The sequence below is a fragment of the Candidatus Streptomyces philanthi genome (assembly GCF_059553635.1).
Window position 1 is genome coordinate 1 of record NZ_JCANQV010000517.1, and the last position, 2,281, is coordinate 2,281.

General features: G+C 73.1%; 1 protein-coding gene and 2 pseudogenes. 2 read left to right on the forward strand and 1 reads right to left on the reverse strand.

What is annotated here, in order from left to right; all coding sequences use genetic code 11:
* A pseudogene (locus AC51EU_RS29725) lies at positions 1-296 on the forward strand (SAM-dependent methyltransferase); the annotation flags it as partial.
* A gap of 96 nt (positions 297-392) precedes the next feature.
* Positions 393-1,535: an NADH-quinone oxidoreductase subunit D gene (locus AC51EU_RS29730; RefSeq protein ID WP_496270192.1), complete on the forward strand. Its 1,143-nt coding sequence runs from the start codon at positions 393-395 to the stop codon at positions 1,533-1,535.
* A gap of 558 nt (positions 1,536-2,093) precedes the next feature.
* On the opposite strand, the pseudogene AC51EU_RS29735 reads toward AC51EU_RS29730, so the two are convergent.
* Positions 2,094-2,281, reverse strand: a pseudogene (locus tag AC51EU_RS29735) (hypothetical protein); the annotation flags it as partial.

Genomic DNA, 2,281 nt, shown 5'->3' on the forward strand with positions numbered 1-2,281 from the left:
GCCGGGAGGTGTGTCCGGTCCCGGACGGCAGTTGCGACATCACCGCGCATGTCGCGCTGGACGCCTGCGCCGGGCCGGGGGCGCGGCTGCTCACCCAGCGCGCGGCGCTGCGCGCCCTCGGGGTGGACGGCCGGCGCCCACCGCTGTCGCGGGCCGCCACCGATCCGGAGGGCTATGTCCGGGCCCTGGCGGCGGCGGGTGAGGCAGCGGAGCTGACCGACCCCGCGGGCCTGGGCGGCTTCGGCTGGCTCGTCGAGCCCGTGGGGCCGTCCTGCGCCCGGATCCTGCGGGCGTAACCGCCGGAGGGCGCGGCCGGGCCCGGGTGCGGCCCATGGTCCTTCCTTCGTCCACCGGTACCGCTTCCCGGCTCGCTGAACTGCGACACTGTCCCCATGACGGAGACGACGGTCGGCATCGGCGGCGCGGCGGAGAGCACCGACATGGTGCTGAACATCGGCCCGCAGCATCCCTCCACACACGGCGTGCTGCGGCTGCGCCTCGTTCTGGACGGCGAGCGGATCAGGCACGCCGAGCCGGTCATCGGCTACATGCACCGGGGCGCGGAGAAGCTTTTCGAGGCCCGCGACTACCGGCAGATCGTCATGCTCGCCAACCGCCACGACTGGCTGTCGGCCTTCTCCAACGAGCTGGGCGTGGTGCTCGGCGTCGAGCGGATGCTGGGCATGGAGGTCCCCGAGCGCGCCGTCTGGGCCCGTACGCTGCTGGCCGAGCTGAACCGCGTCCTCAACCACCTGATGTTCCTCGGCTCCTACCCTCTCGAACTGGGCGGCATCACGCCCGTCTTCCACGCGTTCCGGGAGCGCGAGGAGCTCCAGAACGTCATGGAGGAGATCTCCGGGGGCCGGATGCACTACATGTTCAACCGCGTCGGGGGCCTCAAGGAGGACCTGCCGGCCGGCTGGCTCGGGCGGGCGCGGCAGGCCGTCGCCGATGTGCGCTCCCGGATGGACGTCTTCGACAACCTGGTCCTCGGCAACGAGATCTTCCGCGGCCGCACCCGGGGCGTCGGCGTCCTCGCGCCCGGGACCGTGCACGCCTATGGCGTCTCCGGGCCGATCGCCCGCGCCTCGGGTGTCGACTTCGACCTGCGGCGCGACGAGCCCTACCTCGCGTACGAGGAACTGCGCTCCACGCTCAAGGTGGTGACGCGCGAGGAGGGCGACTGCCTGGCCCGCTTCGAGTGCCTGCTGGAGCAGAGCCACAACTCCCTGGACCTCGCCGACGCCTGCCTCGACCGGCTGGCCGAGCTCCCGCCCGGGCCGGTCAACCAGCGCCTGCCGAAGGTGCTGAAGGCGCCGGAGGGCGCGACGTACACCTGGACGGAGAATCCGCTCGGCGTCAACGGCTACTACCTGGTGTCCAAGGGCGAGAAGACGCCCTACCGGCTGAAGCTGCGGTCCGCTTCGTACAACAACATCCAGGCGCTGGTGGAGCTGCTGCCGGGCACGCTGGTCGCGGACATGGTCGCGATCCTGGGCTCGCTGTTCTTCGTCGTCGGCGACATCGACAAGTAGGCGTCCACCGCCCCGCTCCCCGGGCCCCGTGCGGTTCCTCTGCCCCATCGTTCTCTCCCCCGTTCCGTGCCTGCCGTCCCGTCCTCGCCGCACGCGCGGCGGGGACGATGCGGGCTGCGCGCGGCCGACCCGTGCGTCCGGCCCTTCCGCAGGCCCGCTCACACAGCGTGACCGAGAACGGCCCTCGGCGCCACCCTCCCTCACAGCCTGTGGATAACTTCGCCGCGGCCGCGCTCGGGCGCCCCTCGCGGGGCCGGTCCCGGCTCCGGCGGAGTGGGCGCACCACGGCCCGATGCCCCCTCACGCACGCGGCGCAGAACGCCCGGTGACGGCGCGAAGGGGACGCGGGACCTCACCGCCCGCGGCGGACGGACCAGACACCACGTCCCGGACACGGATCACCGGATCGGAGGACATCCACCTCGTCACCACACATTCACCACCCGGACGTCGGCCCACACGCTTCCGGCCCCGCCCCAGCGGCCCCGCCCCCATAACGCCGCTGGTCCCCTCCCCCGATGACCGGGAAGGGGACCAGTGAGGACGCGGGCAAGGGCGCTACGAGATGGCGGTACGAAGGCGTGCCACGTCGAGCTGTTCGGTCTCGTCGTGCGCGGTCAGGTCGATGACCTCACCGGCGGCGCCGTCCTTCGCGTCCGCGCCGCCGCCGGCCTCGGGCGCGGCACCGGCCTCGGGAGCCTCGTCGGCCTCCGCGGCACCCCCCTGCGCGGCCTCCTGCACGGCGG